The organism is Kitasatospora sp. NPDC058965, from assembly GCF_042741245.1.
Taxonomy (GTDB): Bacteria; Actinomycetota; Actinomycetes; order Streptomycetales; family Streptomycetaceae; genus Kitasatospora.
In genome coordinates, this window is record NZ_JBHYKG010000009.1 from 1 (window position 1) to 20128 (window position 20128).

At 74.2% G+C, this 20128-nt stretch carries 14 protein-coding genes and 1 pseudogene; 11 read left to right on the forward strand and 4 right to left on the reverse strand.

Features of this window, described 5'->3' with window-relative positions:
* Positions 1-106: 106 nt before the first annotated feature.
* On the reverse strand, positions 107-325 hold the full coding sequence (locus ACFW1A_RS03010; protein ID WP_380403084.1) for an acyl-CoA carboxylase subunit epsilon: 219 nt from the start codon (positions 323-325) through the stop codon (positions 107-109).
* 28 nt (positions 326-353) lie between these two features.
* Positions 354-1952, reverse strand: coding sequence for an acyl-CoA carboxylase subunit beta (locus ACFW1A_RS03015; protein WP_380403087.1), 1599 nt, complete (start codon positions 1950-1952; stop codon positions 354-356).
* A 211-nt stretch (positions 1953-2163) separates the two neighbouring features.
* Between ACFW1A_RS03015 and ACFW1A_RS03020 the strand changes: the two genes are divergently transcribed.
* The 4 genes and pseudogenes from ACFW1A_RS03020 (at position 2164) to hutH (ending at position 8036) form a co-directional block, all read left to right on the forward strand.
* On the forward strand, positions 2164-3060 hold the full coding sequence (locus tag ACFW1A_RS03020; protein ID WP_380403090.1) for a biotin--[acetyl-CoA-carboxylase] ligase: 897 nt from the start codon (positions 2164-2166) through the stop codon (positions 3058-3060).
* 119 nt (positions 3061-3179) lie between these two features.
* Positions 3180-4394, forward strand: a complete 1215-nt coding sequence (locus ACFW1A_RS03025; protein ID WP_380403093.1) for an adenylate/guanylate cyclase domain-containing protein — start codon at positions 3180-3182, stop codon at positions 4392-4394.
* A 209-nt stretch (positions 4395-4603) separates the two neighbouring features.
* Positions 4604-5761: pseudogene (locus ACFW1A_RS03030) on the forward strand (GGDEF domain-containing protein); the annotation flags it as partial.
* Between the two features lie 700 nt (positions 5762-6461).
* Positions 6462-8036, forward strand: coding sequence for a histidine ammonia-lyase (gene hutH / locus ACFW1A_RS03035; RefSeq protein WP_380403250.1), 1575 nt, complete (start codon positions 6462-6464; stop codon positions 8034-8036).
* Positions 8037-8069: 33 nt separating this feature from the next.
* Here the strand turns inward: hutH and ACFW1A_RS03040 are convergent, their stop codons facing one another.
* On the reverse strand, positions 8070-8477 hold the full coding sequence (locus ACFW1A_RS03040; protein ID WP_380403096.1) for a hypothetical protein: 408 nt from the start codon (positions 8475-8477) through the stop codon (positions 8070-8072).
* Positions 8478-8663: 186 nt separating this feature from the next.
* On the opposite strand from ACFW1A_RS03040, the gene ACFW1A_RS03045 reads away from it, so the two are divergent.
* Both ACFW1A_RS03045 and ACFW1A_RS03050 read left to right on the forward strand, forming a co-directional pair.
* On the forward strand, positions 8664-9521 hold the full coding sequence (locus ACFW1A_RS03045; RefSeq protein WP_380403099.1) for a MurR/RpiR family transcriptional regulator: 858 nt from the start codon (positions 8664-8666) through the stop codon (positions 9519-9521).
* Between the two features lie 102 nt (positions 9522-9623).
* Positions 9624-9980 carry a hypothetical protein gene (locus ACFW1A_RS03050; protein ID WP_380403102.1) on the forward strand — a complete coding sequence of 119 codons (357 nt, stop codon included), beginning with the start codon at positions 9624-9626 and terminating at the stop codon, positions 9978-9980.
* A 100-nt stretch (positions 9981-10080) separates the two neighbouring features.
* Here ACFW1A_RS03050 and ACFW1A_RS03055 read toward each other — a convergent pair whose 3' ends face one another.
* The gene (locus tag ACFW1A_RS03055; protein ID WP_380403106.1) at positions 10081-12132 is read right to left on the reverse strand and encodes a ricin-type beta-trefoil lectin domain protein; all 2052 of its coding nucleotides are present in this window, start codon (positions 12130-12132) and stop codon (positions 10081-10083) included.
* 210 nt (positions 12133-12342) lie between these two features.
* Here ACFW1A_RS03055 and hutU point away from each other — a divergent pair, with 210 nt between their 5' ends.
* The 5 genes from hutU to ACFW1A_RS03080 all read left to right on the forward strand — a co-directional run bounded on the left by hutU (position 12343) and on the right by ACFW1A_RS03080 (position 19811).
* The gene (hutU, locus tag ACFW1A_RS03060) at positions 12343-14010 is read left to right on the forward strand and encodes a urocanate hydratase (protein ID WP_380403112.1); all 1668 of its coding nucleotides are present in this window, start codon (positions 12343-12345) and stop codon (positions 14008-14010) included.
* Between the two features lie 20 nt (positions 14011-14030).
* A complete protein-coding gene (locus tag ACFW1A_RS03065; RefSeq protein WP_380403253.1) occupies positions 14031-15215 on the forward strand; it encodes an allantoate amidohydrolase in 1185 nt (394 codons plus the stop codon).
* Positions 15206-16564 carry a formimidoylglutamate deiminase gene (locus tag ACFW1A_RS03070; protein ID WP_380403115.1) on the forward strand — a complete coding sequence of 453 codons (1359 nt, stop codon included), beginning with the start codon at positions 15206-15208 and terminating at the stop codon, positions 16562-16564. The genes ACFW1A_RS03065 and ACFW1A_RS03070 overlap by 10 nt, the downstream gene beginning before the upstream one ends.
* Entirely contained in the window at positions 16561-17727 is a 1167-nt protein-coding gene (gene hutI / locus ACFW1A_RS03075) for an imidazolonepropionase (RefSeq protein WP_380403118.1), read from the forward strand. The genes ACFW1A_RS03070 and hutI overlap by 4 nt, the downstream gene beginning before the upstream one ends.
* Before the next feature lie 176 nt (positions 17728-17903).
* Positions 17904-19811 (forward strand): ricin-type beta-trefoil lectin domain protein, encoded by a 1908-nt coding sequence (locus ACFW1A_RS03080; RefSeq protein ID WP_380403121.1) that lies wholly within the window; start codon positions 17904-17906, stop codon positions 19809-19811.
* Positions 19812-20128: the final 317 nt, after the last annotated feature.

Here is a 20128-nt window from a genome sequence, read left to right on the forward strand (position 1 = left end):
GCGGTCCTATCCCTCCCACCACCCCGCCTGCCCTGTCCAGCCGCCCACGAGGCAGCCCGGCAACCCCCCCCAGCGGGGTCACCCGATCAGCGCGCCCGGTCGGCCGTCAGCGCGCCCAGCCGGAAGTGCGCCAGGCGGCGGGGCCGGGGGCGGGCAGGTGGCGCATGGCGCGGGCGCGGTCGGTCCACGGGGAGGCCGGGCCGCGCGCCGCCCCGGCCGCGTCGAGCGCGGCCTGGCCTGCGGCGGCCCGGGCTTGGACCACCGCCAGGACGGTGGCCAGCTCCTCGGGGGTCGGCTGCCCGTGCAGCACCTGGAACTCGGACATCGGTTGCCGCTCCTCTCTCGTGCACGCCCTACAGGGGGATGTTGCCGTGCTTCTTCGGCGGCAGCACCTCGCGCTTGCCGCGCAGCGCGCGCAGCCCGCGGACGATGTGCGTGCGGGTCTCGGACGGGGCGATCACCGCGTCCACGTAGCCGCGCTCGGCGGCCAGGTACGGGTTGAGCAGGGTGTCCTCGTACTCCGCGACCAGCTCGGCGCGGCGGGCGTCCACGTCCTGCCCGGCCGCGGCCGCCTCGGCCAGCTCGCGGCGGTAGACGATGTTGGCCGCGCCCTGCGCGCCCATCACCGCGATCTGCGCGGTCGGCCAGGCCAGGTTGAGGTCGGCGCCCAGGTGCTTGGAGCCCATCACGTCGTAGGCGCCGCCGAAGGCCTTGCGGGTGATCACGGTGATCAGCGGCACGGTGGCCTCGGCGTAGGCGAAGATCAGCTTGGCGCCGCGGCGGATGATGCCGTCCCACTCCTGGCCGGTGCCGGGCAGGAAGCCGGGCACGTCCACGAAGGTGAGCACCGGGATGTTGAAGGCGTCGCAGGTGCGCACGAAGCGGGCGGCCTTCTCGCTGGCGGCGATGTCCAGGCAGCCGGCCAGGTCCATCGGCTGGTTGCCGACCACACCGACCGGGTGGCCCTCGACCCGGCCGAAGCCGGTGACGATGTTGCCGGCGTACAGCGGCTGGGTCTCCAGGAACTCGCCGTCGTCGAGCACGTGCTCGATCACCTTGCGCATGTCGTACGGCTGGTTGGCCGAGTCCGGCACGATGGCGTCGAGCTCCAGGTCCTCCTCGGTGACCGACAGGTCGGCGGTCTCCGGGAAGACCGGCGGGTCCGAGAGGTTGTTGGACGGCAGGTACGAGAGCAGGCTCTTGACGTACTCGATGGCGTCCTTCTCGTCGGCCGCCAGGTAGTGCGCGTTGCCGGACTTGGTGTTGTGGGTCCGGGCGCCGCCCAGCTCCTCCATCCCGACGTCCTCGCCGGTGACCGTCTTGATCACGTCCGGGCCGGTGATGAACATGTGCGAGGTCTGGTCGGCCATCACCACGAAGTCGGTGACCGCCGGGGAGTAGACCGCGCCGCCCGCGCACGGGCCCATGATCAGCGAGATCTGCGGGATCACGCCGGAGGCGTGCACGTTGCGGCGGAAGATCTCGCCGTACAGGCCGAGCGAGGCCACGCCCTCCTGGATCCGGGCGCCGCCGGAGTCGTTGATGCCGATGACCGGGCAGCCGGTCTTCAGCGCGAAGTCCATCACCTTGACGATCTTCTCGCCGAACACCTCGCCGAGCGACCCGCCGAAGACGGTGAAGTCCTGGGCGAAGACCGCCACCTGGCGGCCGTCGACGGTGCCGTAGCCGGTCACCACGCCGTCGCCGTAGGGGCGGTTCTTCTGCTGGCCGAAGTTGGTGGACCGGTGCCGGGCGAATTCGTCGAACTCGACGAAGGAGTCCTCGTCCAGCAGTTCGAGCACCCGCTCGCGGGCCGTCAACTTGCCTTTGGCGTGCTGCTTCTCGACCGCCGCGGCGGAGCCGGAGTGCACCGCCTCGTCGATCCGGCGGCGCAGATCGGCGAGCTTGCCGGCAGTGGTGTGCGGGTCCGGCGAGGTGGGCAGGTCGGTCATCCCGTGGAGTTCCTCACGTGAACAGTTTCAGCGGTGGAGGGTGGTGGAACTGGCGGCGGCGGGGCCGGGGCCACGAACTACCGTTGGGTAGCCTAGCCAGCCGCGGGGCACCGGTGTTATGGCCAGCGACACAGTGTGTTAACGAGCGTTTCTGCGGGACGATGGGTCGGCCTACGGCTACCGCCGGTGTCAGGAGCCCTACGCTGGGCCCATGACCGAGGCTGATCGTCCCCGCCGCAGCGGCCTGCGTGGTTTCGGCCACGCCGGTCCCTCCCCCTGGACCGACCTGGACCGCCCGCCGCTGGACGCCGAGGCGCTGCGCCGCGACCTGCTGGTGCCCGGCGGGCTGTGGACCGCGCTGGACGTGGTCGAGGAGACCGGCTCCACCAACAGTGACCTGACCGCCCGGTCGCGCGAGGGCGCGGCCGAGGGCGCGGTGCTGGTCGCCGAGCGGCAGAGCGCCGGGCGCGGCCGGCTGGACCGGGTGTGGAGCGCGCCGGCCCGTTCCGGGCTCTTCCTCTCGGTGCTGCTGCGCCCCACCGTGCCGCGCGAGCGGCTGGGCTGGCTGCCGATCCTGGTCGGCGTGTCGACGGCCGCCACGGTGCACCGGCTGACCGGGGTGGAGGTCGGCCTGAAGTGGCCCAACGACCTGCAGGTCGAGATCGACGGCACCGAGCGCAAGACCGGCGGCATCCTCACCGAGCTGACCGGCGACGCCGTGGTCGCCGGCCTGGGCCTGAACGTGTCGCTGCGGGCCGAGGAGCTGCCGGTGCCCACCGCCGCCTCGCTGGTGCTGGCCGGCGCCGAGGTGTCCGACCGGGCCACCCTGCTGCGCGCGCTGCTGCGCGAGTTCGCCGAGCTGTACGGGGAGTGGCAGGCCGCGGCCGGCGACCCGCAGGCCAGCGGGCTGCTGCCGGCCTACGCCGCGCGCTGCACCACGCTGGGCCGCCAGGTGCTGGTGCAGCTGCCGGGCGGGCGCGAGCTGCGCGGCGAGGCGGTGGCGCTGGACGCGGACGGCCGGCTGGTGGTGCGCACCGCCGACGGCGACCGGCAGGCGGTCGGCGCGGGCGACGTGGTGCACGTGCGACCGGAGCCGCGCGGCGCCTGACGTGGCACTGTCGGGGTCCCGGATGCTCCGGATCGGCGGATTCCGTGCGACGATGCCACCTGGCACGGTGTGAGGCGCGCCACTGTCGCGCACGACCTCGCGTCGCGCCTCACCGCAGGATGGGACCTCAACGGCAAGTGCGGCGACCGCACGGGGACGGACCGGTGGCAGACGACGACGGCGGGCAGGCGCCCCAGGCCGGCACACGCGGCGGGGGGTCCGACGCGGCGGACCAGACCGTCGCGCTGGACCTGGAGGAGCTGATCCTGGGGGCCCCGCGGCGGTACACCCCCTACCAGGCCGCCCGCACCGCCGAGGTGCCGATGGAGCTGGCCACCCGCTTCTGGCGGGCGATGGGCTTCCCGGACATCGGCCAGTCCCGGGCGTTGAACGACGGCGACGTGATCGCGCTGCGCCGGCTGGCCGGCCTGGTGGAGTCCGGGCTGATCAACGAGTCGATGGCGATCCAGGTGGCCCGGTCCACCGGGCAGACCACCGCGCGGCTGGCCGGCTGGCAGATGGACACCTTCCTGGAGAACCTCACCCAGGCCGCCGAGCCCGGGCTGACCCGGGCCGAGGTGGCCTACCCGCTGGTCGAGCTGCTGCTGCCCGAATTGGAGCAGTTCCTGGTCTACGTCTGGCGCCGGCAGCTGGCCGCGGTGACCGGCCGGGTGGTGCAGGCCGCCGAGGACACCGAGATCACCAGCGGCCGCCTCGCGGTGGGCTTCGCCGACCTGGTCGGCTTCACCCGGCTCTCCCGCCGGCTGGAGGAGGAGGAGCTGGGCTCGCTGGTGGAGACCTTCGAGTCCACCTGCGCCGACCTGATCGCGGGTCAGGGCGGTCGGTTGATCAAGACCCTGGGCGACGAGATCCTCTTCGTCTCCGAGGACCCGGTGACGGCGGCGGAGATCGCGCTCAGCCTGGTGGAGACGCTGACCAAGGAGGAGAGCATCCCGGCGCTGCGGGTCGGGATGGCCTTCGGGACGGTCACCTCCCGGATGGGCGACGTGTTCGGCACCACCGTCAACCTGGCCAGCCGGCTGACCTCGATCGCGCAGCGCGACGCGGTGCTGATCGACGGGGAGTTCGCCGCCGCGCTGGAGCAGGCCGGGGCGGCCGCCCAGGGCGCGGCGGACGGGACCGGCACCGCGCAGGCGCAGTTGGCCGAGGCGCTGGCGGCGCACTCCGGCGCACCGCTGGGCGTGGTGGGCGGGCAGACCGGCGCGGTGCCGGTGCCGCGCTTCCACCTGCAGGCGATGTGGCGGCGGCCGGTGCGCGGGCTCGGGCTGGTCGAGCCCTGGTTGCTCACCCGCCGGATCCGGTCGGCGATCTGACCCCGCTGCGGCCCCGCCGCGCGTCCCGGGGGTCGCGTTCTGCCGCGCCGTCGGTCCGGCGCGGCCAAATCGGGCATTTCGCTCCGTTGTCGCCCTAGTCTGGTCTCGTGATGGCCGAGCTCGAACACCCGGACGGGGTGGCGGAAGACGCGGTGGTGGCCAGCGGCCTGGACCGGCGGCTGCAGGCCGTGGTCGAGCTGGCCCAGGACATGGCGGGCGCGCAGAGCGCGCTGGAGGCGGTGCGGGCGGCCGCCGTCCGGGCCACCGCGGCGCTGGACGCCACCATGGCGGCGGTCTCGGTCTGGGACCGGGAGTCGGGCCGGCTGCGGGTGCTGGTCAACCACGGCGAGCTGGCGGCGGGGGAGGAGGAGGTCCCGGAGGACGAGTCCTACCCGGTGGCCGACTTCCCGGAGATCGTGACCTACCTGGACGAGCACTGGACCACCGGCCGACTGCCCCGGGCCTGGGTACAGACGGCGGAGGAGCCGGACCCGGCCGCCGCCGTGGCGTTCGGGGCCGCCGCGCACCCGGGTGCCGGCCCGTTCAGCCGGCAGCGCGCGGCCGGCCTGCGCCGGCGCGGGCGGTCCTGCTGCCTGGTGGCGCCGGTCGTGCTGCACGGCCAGGCCTGGGGCGAGCTCTACCTGGCCCGCGGCGCGGAGCTGGCGGTCTTCACCGAGTCGGACGCCCAGTACGCCACCCTGCTGGCCGCGCAGATCTCGGCCGGCCTGGCGCAGACCGAGCGGCTGGCCGACCTGCGCCGCCTCGCCTTCACCGACCCGCTGACCGGACTGGCCAACCGGCGCGCGGTGGACGCCCGGCTGGAGAGCGCGCTGGCCGCGCACAACCGGGACGACACGGTGGTCTCGCTGGTCGTCTGCGACGTCAACGGGCTCAAGCGGATCAACGACCAGCAGGGCCACGAGATGGGCGACCGGCTGCTGGAACGGTTCGCCAACCAGCTCTCGGTGGCCGGGGCCAAGCTGCCCGGCTCGTTGGCGGCCCGGCTCGGCGGCGACGAGTTCTGCCTGCTGGCGGAGGGTCAGAAGGCGGACGAGGTGGTCGCGGTGGCCGAGGAGCTGTGCGCCCGGGCGCTGCAGCTGGCCGACGGGGAGGGGGTGGCCTGCGGCGTGGCCTCCACCGGGGACGCGATCGGGCCGGTCACCACCCCGGACCGGCTGTTCCGGCTGGCGGACGCGGCGCAGTACCGGGCCAAGGCGTCCCGGGCGGCGCACCCGGTGGTGGCCGGGCGCAGCCACGGGCCGGGACTGGCCCCCGATCCGACCGTGCTGCTGGCCGACGCGGCCGATCCGCACCACCGGGCGGACGGGCGCGGCCAGCGCGCCGGCGGCAACGGGGTGCGGCTGCCGCACGCGGACCGGCGCCGGTTCCGCGGCGCCGCGCACAGCGCCGATCCCGGGCAGCTGCTCGCGGTGGTGTTCGGCGCGCTGGACCAGGAGCACGGTCCCCGGGTGCACCACCCGGCGGACACCCTGGGGCGGCTGGCCACGGTGGCGGAGGCCACCGCCCGGCTGCTGGACGCGGTGGCCTGGTGGATCTCGTACGTGCCGCCGGGTTCCCGGCTGATGCACACCGCCCAGCACGCGGTGTACCGGATGACCAGCGGGCCCGGCGCCCGCGGCGAGGGCCTGTCGCCCGGCGCGGCCCGGCGGGCGGAGAGCCAGCGGGCCCGGATCGAGGCGCCGGACGCGGTCTTCGACCTGGAGCACTACCCGCTCACCCGGCGGGCGGTGCGCGGCGGGAGCTTCGCGCTGCGCACCGGGGCGGTGGGCAACGACCCGGCCGAGGAGGCGGTGCTGGTGGTCGGCGGCTACCGCGGCATGGTCGCGGCGGGCGGGGCCAACCCGGCGGGCGGCTGGCTGGTCGAGCTCTTCGCCGACGAGGCGACGCTGCCGCTGGGCCAGGTCGCGCCGGCGCTGCGGGCCCTGGTGGCGGTGGCGCTGGCCGGGCCGGCCTCGCCGCCGCCGAGCTGACCTCACGTTCGGCGCAGTCCGTCCGCACAGGCGGTTGTCATATCTTCATTCAGCTGATCTGATAGTGCATATGGATATGCACCGTGCTCCGGCCGCCGACGCGCCGCTTGTTCAGGTCGGCAAGGCCGACGTCACCGCCGAGGACGTGCTCGCCGTCGCGCGCGGCAACGCCCGGGTCGAGATCGGCCCCGACGCGCTGGCCGAGATGGCCGCCTCCCGCGCCCGGATCGACGCGCTGGCCGCCGAGCCGCGTCCGGTCTACGGCGTCTCCACCGGCTTCGGCGCGCTCGCCGTGCGCCACATCAGCCCCGAGCTGCGGGCCCAGCTGCAGCGCTCGCTGGTCCGCTCGCACGCGGCCGGCATGGGCCCGGCGGTGGAGCGCGAGGTCACCCGCGCACTGATGTTCCTGCGGATGAAGACCCTGGCCTCCGGCCGCACCGGGGTGCGCCCGCTGGTCGCCGAGACGATGGCCGCGATCCTCAACGCCGGCATCACCCCGGTGGTGCACGAGTACGGCTCGCTGGGCTGCTCCGGCGACCTGGCCCCGCTCTCGCACTGCGCCCTGGTGCTGATGGGCGAGGGCCTGGCCTACGGCCCCGACGGCGCCGAGCACCCGGCCGGCGAGCTGCTGGCCGCGGCCGGCATCACCCCCGTGGAGCTGCTGGAGAAGGAGGGCCTGGCCCTCATCAACGGCACCGACGGCATGCTCGGCATGCTGGTGATGGCCATCGCCGACCTGCAGCGCCTGTTCACCACCGCCGACATCACCGCCGCGCTGAGCCTGGAGGCGCTGCTCGGCACCGAGAAGGTGCTGGCCCCCGAGCTGCACGGGCCGATCCGCCCGCACCCGGGCCAGGCGCTCAGCGCCGCCAACATGCTCGCCGTGCTGCAGGGGTCCGGCCTGACGGGCCACCACCAGGACGACGCGCCGCGGGTGCAGGACGCCTACTCGATCCGCTGCGCCCCGCAGGTGGCCGGCGCCGGTCGGGACACCCTGGCGCACGCCCGCACGGTGGCCGAGCGCGAGCTGGCCGCCTCGGTGGACAACCCGGTGGTGCTGCCGGACGGCCGGGTGGAGTCCAACGGCAACTTCCACGGCGCCCCGGTCGCCTACGTGCTGGACTTCCTGGCGATCGCCGCCGCGGACCTGGGCTCGATCGCCGAGCGCCGCACCGACCGGCTGCTCGACAAGAGCCGCTCGCACGGGCTGCCCGCCTTCCTGGCCGACGACCCGGGCGTGGACTCCGGTCTGATGATCGCCCAGTACACCCAGGCCGCCCTGGTCAGCGAGAACAAGCGCCTGGCCGTGCCGGCCTCGGTGGACTCGATCCCGTCCTCGGCGATGCAGGAGGACCACGTCTCGATGGGCTGGTCCGCCGCCCGCAAGCTGCGCCAGTCGGTGCAGAACCTGGGCCGGATCCTGGCCGTCGAGCTGACCGCCGCCGCCCGCGCGCTGGAGATCCGCACCGCCGACGGCACCGCGGTGCTGGCCCCGGCCACCGCCGCCGCGCTGGCCGCCGCCCGTGAGGCCGGGGTCGGCGGTGCGGGCCGGGACCGCTTCCTGGCGCCGGACCTGGCCGCCGCCGAGGACCTGGTCGCCTCGGGCGACCTGGTCCGCGCGGTCGAGCGGGTCACCGGGCCGCTGGCCTGACCACCGGCGCGGCGCCCCGGGGCGGGACGGGACTCAGGCCCACTCGCTCCGGGGCGCCTTGGCCGCCTGGCGCTGCTGCTCGCGGTGCTCGGCGCTGACCGCCGCGAAGTTGACCCCGACGATGCCGGCCCAGGTGATCAGCATCCCGGGCAGGCCCAGGGTGGCCCCGATGCCGGTCAGCGGGATGGCCATGACCAGCGAGACGACCGGCATCGCGGACCAGCCGCGCCGGCCGCGCTCGCGCGGTCGGCGCCCGCCCCGGTCGGCCTCGTACTCGTTGAGCCGCTCGGAGACGCGGTGCTCCACCCGGGCGTCGAGACGGGCGTCGACCCGGGCGAGGAACGAGTCGACCAGTTCGGTCTCGTACTCGGGTCCGAGCTCCTTGCGGGCCTGCAGGGCGGCGTCGAGTTCACTGCGGAATTCCGAGGGGCGGCTGTCCATGGGAACAGCCTGGCGCCCCCGGTGGAACCCGGTAAAGCCGTCGCCGGTTCTATCGGGGAGAAATCAGGGTGACCCTGAGGGACGCCCCCGACCACGGCCCGTTCCGGCGGGCGAGACATCATTGCCCGTCGCGCCGTCGCTGCTGCACAGTCGATCGGACACCCACCGCCGAAGGGACCCCCGTACATGACCGAGCCGTCGCCCGGCCCGTCCGCCCGGCTGCTGGAGCTCTTCGACGGCCACCGCCTGACGCCCACTCAGCGCCGGATCGCGCACGCCCTGGTGCGGCACGCCGCCGAGGCGCCGTTCCTGTCCAGCGTCGAGGTGGCCGAGCTGGCCGGGGTCAGCCAGCCCTCGGTGACCCGGTTCGCGGTCGCGCTCGGGTACGACGGCTACCCGGCGCTGCGCCGGCGGCTGCGCGAGCTGGGCGGCGGGGAGCAGGCGGCACCCGAGAGCCCGACGGAGGCGGTGCGCAACGAGCACCAGCAGGCGGTGCTGGCCGAGATCGCCCACCTGCGGCGGCTGGCCGACCTGCTGGCCGACCCGGAGCCGATCGTGCGGGCCGCCCGGCTGCTGGCCGCCTCCCGCCCGCTGCCGGTGCTCGGCCTGCGGGCCGCCTCGGCCCAGGCGCACGGCTTCGCCTACTTCGCCAGCAAGGTGCACCCGGACATCCGGCTGATCTCCGAGGGCGGCTCGATGCTGGCCGACCGGATCGAGCAGGCCCGCACCGCCGGCGCCTCCGCCCTGCTCTGCTTCGCGCTGCCGCGCTACCCGCGCGAGCTGATGGACGCGCTCGCGGTGGCCCGGGACTGCGGCCTGACCGTGCTCACGGTGGCCGACAGCGCCTTCGCGCCGGTGGCCAAGCTCTCCGACCTGATGCTGCCGGCCGAGGTCGGCACCGGGCTGGTCTTCGACACCGCCTGCGCGCCGATGGTGCTGGGCCGGGTGCTGCTGCAGACCATGTGCGACGAGCTGCCGGGCGCCGAGGCGCGGCTGGAGGCGATCGAGCAGTCGGCGGCGGCGCGCGGGCTCTTCCTGGAGTAGCGGGCCCGCCCCGGTCCGACCGCGGCCGGACCGGACGCAGCCCTGCGTCGCCGTGAGTGTTCCCCCCGTAATCGGGGCATCCCCTCAACAGGACGAACGGGGGTGTCCGCGATGCGCGTGATCCACGAGATGAGACCGGTCGGCAAGCTCGCCTCGGGTGCCGAGGAATGGGCCTGCCCGCGCTGCGGCCGCCGGGTGGCCCTGGCCGGTCCGCCCCGCCCGGGGCTCACCGTGCTCGATCCCGGGGACGAGAGCGTGGTGCACATCGGCCTGGCGGACCCGGGCCCCGGCACCGCCGTGACCCATCCGGGCGAGCCGTACGGCCTGGGCCCGGTCGAGGAGATCCCGCGCCCGCCGGGCCTGCCGATGCTCCCCGTCGACCCCGCCGAGACCGTGGCCCGCGACCGCGCCTGGCTGGCCGAGATCGGCATCGACTGGGACGGCGACGAGGCGGCCTGACGGGGCGTCGGGCGCTGCCCGCCGAAGCCCGCCGACGACGCCGGCCCCGCCGCGCGGGTGCGCGACGGGGCCGGCGGGTGTCGACCGGGACCGGTTCGGGTCAGCGGAAGGCGTTCCAGCTCTGGCGGTTGATCTGCACCTGCTGGTTGTAGTTGCCGTTGCAGTCCCAGAGTTCCATCCGGGCGCCGTTGGTCGTGCTCAACCCCGTGTCGTCCAGGCAGCGCTTGGACTGCGGGTTGTAGAGCGAGCCGTCCGGCCGCGGGACCCAGACCTGGTTCCCGCCGCCGTTGCAGTCCCACAGTTCGAGCGGGGTGCCGTTGGCGGTGCCGTTGCCGGTCGCGTCCAGGCACTTGCCGAGCACCCGGACCGTGCCGTCGGGCTGGCCGGCCGAGAAGACCTGGCCCGGGCCGCCGTTGCAGTCCCAGAGCTGGACCGCGGTGCCGTTGGCGGAGCTGCCCCAGTTGGCGTCCAGGCACTTGTTGTAGCCCATCCGGACCACGTACGTGGCGACGGTCGGGTCCCAGCGGATCTCGCGGTCGTAGACCGCCAGGTCGGTCACGTCGCCGTGGAAGCGCGTGGACGGGCCGTTCAGGTACTGGTACTGGCCGATCCGGAAGTCGCCCTGGACCGCGACCGAGCTGTTCGCGGCGTGCACGCCGGTGGCCGCCCAGTTGCCGCCGAGGTAGAGGTTCATCGCCTGGCTGGTGGCGTTGTAGGTGACCGTCAGCTGGACCCAGCTGCCCCAGCTGACCGAGCCGAAGCGCGGGTCGTACTGGGTCACCTGGTCGAACGACCAGGTGCCGTCGGTGCGGTTGTTGATGCCGAAGTGCCAGCGGTTGTCACCGGGGTCGGCCCAGACCATGAACCCGCTGTTGGTGCCGCTGTCCTGGCTGAACGCCACGCCGCCGCTGGCCTGCGGCCGCACCCAGGCGCTGACCGAGAAGCTCTGGCGGACGTCGACGGCCGGGCCGGCGGCGCCGAGCTGCCCGCTGCCGTCGAAGCTGGCCACGGTGTCGGACAGGTAGGCCGGGTTGATGCCGTTCGGGTAGCCGCCGATGGCGCCCGGGTTGTCGGTCCAGCTGACCCCGCCGGTCGGCGCGAGCGGAACCGTGCCGAGGGTGTCGGTGCCGCCGGCGGACCGGCTGAGCTCCCACTGGTGGGTCGGGTTCGGGTAGTCGCCGGCGATCTGCTGGCCGGGGAACGTGACGACCGGCAGGTCGGACTCCGCGGACAGGTTGCCGGCCTGGTCCTCGACCCGGACGTGCACGGTGTGGCGGCCGACGGGCATGGCGTACGAGGCCAGCACGCCGTTCCCGGGATCGTTGCCGCACTGCGTGGACCAGTTCATCGAACTGTCCAACCGTGCGTGGACACAGGCGACGCCGGAGGCCGCGCCGCCGGCCGGGGCCGGGTCCGTCTGCGTGGTTTCGACCGAGAACCACTGGCCCGCGTGCGGGGTGTAGACCCACGGTGCGAGCGAGGTCAGCTGCGGCGCCGTCCGGTCCACCCGGAAGTGGCAGTCCGCGGTGGCGGCGGTCCGGTTCCCGCTGCCGTCCAGGCCGATCGCGTGCCAGGCGTAGCTGTGGCCGTCGAGCAGCTTGCTGCCGTCCAGCGGCAGGGTGGCGATGGCACCGGTGGCCGCGGCGGTGCCGGTCAGCACGTCGGTGCCGGGCTGGGCGACGTCGCTGAGGTGGAACTCGACGCTGAGCGCCGGGGACGTTCCGGTCACCTTGGCGGTGAGGCTGCCGGCGCCGGCGGGGAGCCAGCCCCAGCTGCCCGGGTCGGTGGTGCCGCAGCCCTCGGTGCGCAGCGCGGGGTCGACCCGGCCGGGCTCCACCGGGGAGATCGCGACGTTGGTCGGCAGCTCCACGGGGGCGGTCGGCGTGGGCGTGGGCGTGGGCGTCGGCGTGCCGGTGTCGGCGGGCGCGGCCGCACCGGCCGGGGCAGCCGCACCGGTCGGGGCAGCCGTACCGGTCGGGGCGGGGCTCGCCGTGGGGCCGGCCGACGGGCTCGCCGACGGGCTCGCCGCCTGGGCGGCGAACGGCGCGATGCCGAGCAGACCGGTGGTGAGCGCCAGGACGGCGGTCGCCGTGCCGAGGCGGCGGGCGCTCCCCCCGCCCCCCGCGGCGGTGGGAGAGGAAGTGGTGCGCAAGCGATCCCCCCAGATCGAACGAAGTGTCGAGCCCGGAACAGGTGTCGGGCGGGAGGCACGATTCCGCACCGGCCGGAGGTCAGTCAAACGGGATACGGGGGGCCGGGGCTCTGGCCAGTGACCGGGTGATTGGATATATTCAGTCGTGTTGTCACTGAATTAATCCATCCGGAGTAGTCCGGTCGGTAGCCGCAGAGGGAGAACCACAGCATGGCGGAGCAGACGAGCGGGCCGCGCGAGGTGCGGGCGGCGCGGGGCACGAAGCTGACGGCCCAGGGGTGGCAGCAGGAGGCTGCCCTGCGGATGCTGATGAACAACCTCGACCCCGAGGTGGCCGAGCACCCGTCCAAGCTGGTGGTCTACGGCGGGACCGGCAAGGCGGCCCGGGACTGGCGCTCGTTCGACGCGATGGTGAAGACCCTGCAGGGGCTGAAGCAGGACGAGACCATGCTGGTCCAGTCCGGCCGCCCGGTCGGCGTGATGCAGACCCACGAGTGGGCCCCCCGGGTGCTGATCGCCAACTCCAACCTGGTCGGCGACTGGGCCAACTGGGAGGAGTTCCGCCGGCTGGAGAGCCTCGGCCTCACCATGTACGGCCAGATGACGGCCGGCTCCTGGATCTACATCGGCACCCAGGGCATCCTGCAGGGCACCTACGAGACCTTCGCGGCCGTCGCCAACAAGAAGTTCCACGGCACCCTCGAAGGCACCATCACGCTGACCGCCGGCCTCGGCGGCATGGGCGGCGCCCAGCCGCTGGCCGTCACCATGAACGGCGGCGTGGCGATCTGCATCGACTGCGACCCGTCCCGGATCGCCCGCCGGATCGAGCACCGCTACCTGGACGTCGAGGCGAAGAACCTCAGCCACGCCCTGGAGCTGGCCACCGCCGCCCGCGACAAGCGGCAGCCGCTCTCGATCGGCCTGCTGGGCAACGCGGCCGAGCTCTTCCCGCAGCTGCTCGCGATGGACGCGCCGATCGACATCGTCACCGACCAGACCAGCGCCCACGACCCGCTGAGCTACCTGCCGATCGGCGTCGACTTCGACGACATGGCGACCTACGCCGCCGAGAAGCCCGCCGAGTTCACCACCCGCTCGCGCGAGTCGATGGCCAGGCACGTGGAGGCGATGGTCGGTTTCCAGGACCGCGGCGCCGAGGTCTTCGACTACGGCAACTCGATCCGCGGCGAGGCCCAGCTGGCCGGCTACGACCGCGCCTTCGCGTTCCCCGGCTTCGTCCCGGCCTACATCCGCCCGCTGTTCTGCGAGGGCAAGGGCCCGTTCCGCTGGGCCGCGCTGTCCGGCGACGCGCAGGACATCCACAAGACCGACAAGGCCGTGCTCGACCTGTTCCCGGAGAACGAGTCGCTGCACCGCTGGATCAAGATGGCCCAGGAGAAGGTGCACTTCCAGGGCCTGCCGGCGCGGATCTGCTGGCTCGGCTACGGCGAGCGCGACAAGGCCGGCGAGCGCTTCAACGACATGGTCGCCTCCGGTGAGCTCTCCGCCCCGATCGTGATCGGCCGCGACCACCTGGACTGCGGCTCGGTCGCCTCGCCGTACCGCGAGACCGAGGCGATGCTGGACGGCTCCGACGCGATCGCCGACTGGCCGCTGCTCAACGCCATGGTCAACGTGGCCTCCGGCGCGTCCTGGGTCTCCATCCACCACGGCGGCGGCGTCGGCATCGGCCGCTCGATCCACGCCGGCCAGGTCACGGTGGCCGACGGCACCGCGCTGGCGGGCGAGAAGATCCGCCGGGTGCTCACCAACGACCCGGGCATGGGCGTGATCCGGCACGTGGACGCCGGCTACGACATCGCCACCGAGGTCGCCGCCGAGCGGGGCGTGCGCGTGCCCATGGGCGAGCTGTGACCCTGCCGTCCTTCGAGGAGATGTGGGCGGAGCTGCTCCCCGTGGGCCGCTCCGCCGCCTCCGGCGGCTACCGCCGGCACGCCTGGAACTCGGCCGACGCCGAGTGCCGGGCGTGGTTCGAGCAGCAGGCCCGCAACCGCGGCCTGCACTACGAGCTGGACCGCAACGGCAACCAGTGGGCCTGGCTGGGCGACCCGCAGGGCGAGGGCGCGGTCGTCACCGGCTCGCACCTGGACTCGGTGCCGGACGGCGGCGCCTTCGACGGCCCGCTGGGCGTGGTCTCCTCGTTCGCCGCCCTGGACGAACTGCGCGGGAGGGGAGCGCGGTTCGCCAAGCCGGTGGCGGTCGTCAACTTCGGCGACGAGGAGGGGGCCCGGTTCGGCGTGGCCTGCATCGGCTCCCGGCTGACCGCCGGGGTGCTGGCCCCGGAGCAGGCCGTCGAGCTGCGCGACGCGGACGGCGTGCGGCTGCCGGACGCGATGGAGCGGGCCGGCTACGACCCGAGCGCGATCGGGGCCGACCGGGACCGGCTGTCCCGGATCGGTGCCTTCGTCGAGCTGCACGTCGAGCAGGGCCGGTACCTGGCGGAGGGTCAGCCGGTCGGCGTGGCCGGGGCGATCTGGCCGCACGGCCGGTGGCGCTTCGACTTCCACGGCGAGGCCAACCACGCCGGCACCACCCGGCTGGACGACCGGCGCGACCCGATGCTCACCTACGCCACCACCGTGCTGGCGGCCCGCAAGAAGGCCCGGCTGGCCGGCGCGCTGGCCACCTTCGGCAAGATCGCGGTGGAGCCGAACGGCACCAACGCGATCGCCTCGCTGGTGCGCGGCTGGCTGGACTCCCGGGCGGCGGACGAGGCCACGCTCACCGAGCTGGTCGAGCAGATCCACCGGTCGGCCGCCGAGCGCGCCGAGCGGGACGGCGTCCGGGTCGAGCTGACCCGCGAGTCCTACACCCCGGTGGTGGACTTCGACGTGCCGCTGCGCGACCGGATCGCGGCCACCCTGCACGGGGCGCCGGTGCTGCCCACCGGCGCGGGACACGACGCCGGGATCCTGGCATCGGCGATCCCGACCGCCATGCTGTTCGTACGGAACCCGAGCGGTGTCTCGCACTCGCCGACCGAGCACGCCGAACTGCCCGACTGCCTGGCGGGCGTGTCGGCCCTGGCGGACGTCCTGGAGGACCTCGCATGTCAGTAGCGACGACGTACTGGGCCGAGTACGCCTGGCTGCCGCACGTCAACGGCCCGGTGGTGGAGCCGGACGTGCTGGTCCGGGTGGCGGCCGACGGGCGGATCGGCCAGGTCACCCCGGACAGCGGGCCGTGCCCGGACGGCGCGGTCCGGCTGCGCGGGCTGATGGTGCCCGGGCAGGCCAACGCCCACTCGCACGCCTTCCACCGGGCGCTGCGCAGCACCGTGCAGGTGGGCTCGGGCACGTTCTGGACCTGGCGCGACACCATGTACCGGTTCGCCGCCGCACTGGATCCGGACAGCTACCTGGAGCTGGCCACCGCGGTCTACGCGGAGATGGCGCTGGCGGGGATCACCGCGGTGGGGGAGTTCCACTACCTGCACCACGCCCCCGGCGGCGCCCGCTACGCCGATCCGAACGCGATGGGCGAGGCGCTGATCGAGGCGGCCGACCGGGCCGGGATCCGGATCACCCTGCTGGACACCTGCTACCTGTCGTCCGGCTTCGGCGCCGAGCTGACCAAGCCCCAGCTGCGCTTCGGCGACCGGGACGCCGCCGGCTGGGCCGAGCGGGCGGAGGCCCTGAAGGCCCGTCCGCACGCCCGGATCGGCGCCGCCATCCACTCGGTGCGGGCGGTGCCGGCCGAGCAGCTGAGCACCGTCGCGCACTGGGCCGCGATGCGCAAGGCCCCCCTCCACGTGCACCTGTCCGAGCAGACCGCCGAGAACGACGCCTGCCTGGCCGCGCACGGCGTCACCCCGACCCGGCTGCTGGCCGACCACGGCGCGCTCGGCCCGCGCACCAGCGCGGTGCACGCGACCCACCTCACCGAGGAGGACGTCAAGCTGCTCAGCGACTCCTCCACGGTGATCTGCATGTGCCCCACCACCGAGCGGGACCTCGCGGACGGGATCGGCCCGGCCCGGCAGCTGGCCAGCGCCGGCTGCCCGATCACCCTGGGCAGCGACAGCCACGCGGTGATCGACCCGTTCGAGGAGGCCCGGGCGCTGGAGCTGAACGAGCGGCTGCGCAGCCGCACCCGCGGCCACTGGACCGCCAACGCGCTGCTGCGGGCCGGCACCGAGGACGGGCACGCCTCGCTCGGCTGGCCCGAGGCGGGCCGGATCGAGGCCGGTGCGCTGGCCGACTTCACCGTGCTCGCGATGGACTCGGTGCGCACCGCCGGGGCCGTGCCGCGGCTCGGCGCCGAGACCGCCGTCTTCGCCGCCTCCGCGGCCGACGTGCGGCACGTGGTGGTCGGCGGCCGCACGGTGGTCGCCGACGGCGTGCACCAGCTGGTCGCCGACGTGCCGTCCCTGCTCCAGACCTCGATCGCTGCGCTGAAGGGCTCATGACCAGCACCCTGATCACCAACATCGGCACCCTCGTCACCAACGATCCGTCACACCCCGGGCTGCTCGGCACCGTCGAGGACGCCGCCGTGGTGCTGGACGGGTCGGTGGTGACCTGGACCGGGCGGGCCGCCGAGGCACCGGCCGCGGACCGGGTCGTCGACGCGGCCGGCCGCGCGCTGCTGCCCGGCTTCGTGGACTCGCACGCCCACCTGGTCTTCGCCGGGGACCGCACCGCCGAGTTCAACGCCCGGATGTCCGGCCAGAGCTACACCGCCGGCGGGATCCGCACCACGGTGGCGGCGACCCGGGCGGCGACCGACGCCGAGCTGTCCGCCAACGTGGCGCGCTTCGTGGCCGAGGCGCTGCGCCAGGGCACCACCACGGTGGAGTGCAAGTCGGGCTACGGCCTGACCGTGGCCGACGAGGCGCGCTCGCTACGGATCGCGGCCGAGCACACCGCGGAGACCACCTACCTGGGCGCCCACGTGGTGGCCCCGGAGTTCGCCGACGACCCGTCGGGATACGTGGACCTGGTGACCGGCGAGATGCTGGACGCCTGCGCCCCGTACGCCCGCTGGGTGGACGTCTTCTGCGAGCGCGGCGCCTTCGACGGCGACCAGGCGCGGGCGGTGCTGACGGCCGGCATCGAGCGCGGGCTCACCCCCCGGGTGCACGCCAACCAGCTCTCGCACGGACCCGGCGTGCAGCTCGCGGTGGAGCTGGGTGCGGCCTCGGCCGACCACTGCACCCACCTGACGGACGCCGACGTGGCCGCCCTGGCCGGCTCCGCCACGGTGGCCACCCTGCTCCCGGGCGCCGAGTTCTCCACCCGGGCGCCGTACCCCGACGCCCGCCGACTGCTGGACGCGGGCGCCACGGTGGCGCTCTCCACCGACTGCAACCCGGGCTCCTCGTTCACCTCGTCGATGGCCTTCTGCGTGGCGGTCGCCGTCCGCGAGATGGGCATGACCCCGGACGAGGCCGTGCACGCGGCCACGGCGGGCGGCGCCCGGGCGCTGCGGCGCACGGACGTGGGCCACATCTCGCCGGGGGCCCGGGCCGACCTGCTGCTGCTCGACGCGCCGTCCCCGGTGCACCTGGCCTACCGGCCGGGCGTGCCGCTGACAGCAGCGGTGTGGCGGGCCGGGGTGCGGGAGGTCTGACCCGTCGACAGCCGTGGCGCGCCCCAGCGGTGCTGGGCGCGCCGCGGCTGCGGTCGCGGCGTTTGACTTTGCGACCGCGAAGGAGCAGTGTGCGTGCGTCCTCCATTTGTGGAGGAACCGTGAGATGCACAGCTGGGGGACCTTTGCCGATCGTTGACCCGACTTCCGGCGCCCGGGTGAAGCGCGCCGCCGCGCGGGGGCTGATAGCCGCCACCGCGACCGTCACCCTCTCCACCGCCGCCCTGGGCGTCGCCCCGGCGGCGCAGGCCGCGTCGCCCGCGGCCTCGCCCGCGCCTGCTGCGTCGCCGGCCTCGCCCGCGCCCGCTGCCGCGCCCGCCGCCACCGCGGCGAACGGGGGGATGGCCGTCCTCCCGGTCGAGCCGACCCTCTCCGGCTCTCCCGCGGAGGGGTGCGGCCAGACGCCGTGGGGCTACCTGCCGACCGGTGACAGCAGCCTGACCGGGACGGTCGGCGCGGGCTCGACCTCGGTCGAGTTCCACGTCCAGGACACTCAGGTCCGGGGCACCGACGTGCTGGTCATCCCCGCCACGCTCGGCGCGGACGGCACCACCGCGACCTCGGCCACGCCGATGGACAGCAGCAAGCTGCTGGACGGCCACAGCTACGCCTGGCACCTGAGCAGCACCGACGCGGGCGGCCTGGTCTGGGAGACGGGCGACTGCCACTTCCGGATCGACCGCACCGCGCCCACCGTCAGCAGCGTCCCGCAGCAGGACCCCGCGATCCCCGCGTACACGGACGGCTGGGGGCTCACCGTGGGGTACGCGCACCCGGCCCAGACGGACGGCACCGTGCCGGGCGGCTGCCTGCAGTACCGGCTCGGCGACGACACCGCATGGACCGGCGCGGGCTGCGACACCGGCTACGGCACGGCGCGCGGCACCGTCCGCTTCACTGCCACCGGGAACAACGTCGTGCACGCGCGGGTCGTGGACGACGCGGGGAACGTCTCCAACGAGGTCCAGCAGACGGTCTTCGTCTACCCCGGCGTGGCCAACCGGGGCGACCTGCGGGGGCCGGCGGTCCAGTACCAGCTCAACGCCGCCACCCAGGGCTCGCCCAGCCAGTACGGGGACCCGCTGGCGGTGCACGGCGGGGTCACCTTCGTCCCCAACTCCGGCTCCATTGCCTCCACTTCGGTGGCCCAGCTGGACGGGACCGGGAGCCTGGACGGTCCCGGGCCGCTGCTGGACACCACCAAGACGTTCAGCATCACCGTGCTGGCGCAGGCCCAGCCGGGCGGTGGAGTGGTGCTGAGCCAGGACGGCACCCAGGGGTCCGGGCTGCTGCTCTGGGCCAGCCCGTGGGACAACAACTGGCACTTCGAGCTGAGCACCGGTGACACCGCCAACCCCGACTGGGACGACACCTCGCTCACGCTGCCGGCCGCGAAGGTCGCCTACGGCACCTGGCAGCAGCTGACCGCCGTCTACAACGCCCAGGCCGGCTTCCTCCAGCTCTACGTCAACGGCATGCCCGCCGCCTCCGGCTCCCACCTGGCGAAGTCGGCCTGGAGCGCGAAGGGCGCGGTCCACATCGGCAGCTTCCTGCGCCAGGGCGTCCAGACCTGGAAGTTCCACGGCAAGCTGAGCGACCTGACCACCTACAACCGGGCGGCCGGCTACTCCCAGGAGACGGGTGCCTACCGCACCGGGGCCGGCAACCCCAACTTCTGCATGGACGCCACCGGCGGCGGCAACGCCAACGGCACCCGGATCGAGCTCTGGTACTGCGGTCCGTACCCGCGGCAGGCCAACCAGATGTTCTCGGCGAACCTCCCGGACGGCACCATCCGGTCCATGGGCAAGTGCCTGGACGTGACCGGCAACGCCACCACCAACGGTGCCCAGATCGAGCTGTGGGACTGCAACGGCGGCGGCAACCAGGTCTGGGAGCCGCGGGCCGACGGTTCGCTGTTCAACCCGCAGTCCGGCCGCTGCCTCGACCTCCCGTACGGCAGCGTGACGTACGGGAACATGCTGCAGCTCTGGGACTGCAACGGCGGCGCCAACCAGCAGTGGTCGGCCCCCGACGACGGTCGCACCATGACCGGTCTGTACTGACGGCGCACGCCGGGCCGACAGTTCGCGCGGTGTCCCGGGGTCGGGGAGACCCGGCGCCCGGGTGACTGCGGGACGATGCGGCTCCAGTCGCGCGATCCGCTCCCGCCCCGGTGGCCCGGCACGCACCTGTGCGCCGGGCCACCGGCGTCCGAGGCGGGCACGAGCGGGCGGCCGGGGCGGGGTGACGGATACTCATCTCACTTGACTTCAGGGTTCGTGGGGGAGCAGTGTGCACGCGTCCTCCCCTTGTGGAGGACGCGTGACTTGCACTTCTGGGGGGATCCTTGCCGATCGTTGACCCGACTTCCGGCGCTCGG